Raw genomic sequence first — 645 nt, forward strand, 5'->3', positions numbered from 1 at the left:
AAATAATGCGCTGCTTATCCTTTTCTACTCGGTGTGCCGGGGCCATAACCGAAACTGCGCCGACCAGCTTACTTCCTTTCATGACTGGCGCACTGATACCAGAAACACCAGGGTCAATCTCGGAGGTACTTACGGCATAGCCGTTCTTTCGGATTGTGGCGAGCTCTTCTTCCCATTCGTCTAAGCGATGATCTTGGCTAAAGTAACGTAAGATCTTTTCGCAACGACTTTGAGGCATAAAAGCGAGCATCACTTTAGATGAGGCGCCACGAAGCAGGGGTTGACTTTGACCCTGGACGAAGCTGCATCGTAGCGCCTGCATACTTTCTTTTTGTCTGACACAAAGCGCTCGATAACCCGATGGCACCATGTACGCCGCCATTTCCCCCGTTTGCTGCACCAAGCGCGCCAAGATGGTTTCAACCATATCAAGGCCGTGCTGAGCGGTTTCATAGCTGTGCATCAGCAGTAAGGCTGCTGGCCCAACAACAAATGTCTTGTCATGCACACTTTCTTCAATCAAGTTCCATTCTTTCAGCAGTTTTAGATGTCGATACAAACTGCTTAATGGAACGTTCAATTGTTCGCTGAGTGTTTTCGCAGAGACTGGGAATTGGCTTACCGCAACTTGCATTAATAACTGCA

Annotated in this window: 1 protein-coding gene; it reads right to left on the reverse strand. The window is 48.7% G+C overall.

Annotation, left to right across the window (positions count from 1 at the left end):
* Nucleotides 1-645, reverse strand: a 645-nt coding sequence (locus R7E78_RS27565; RefSeq protein WP_318058809.1) for an IclR family transcriptional regulator, incomplete at both ends; no start/stop codon positions are given.

The organism is Vibrio sp. YT-19(2023) (genome assembly GCF_033337395.1).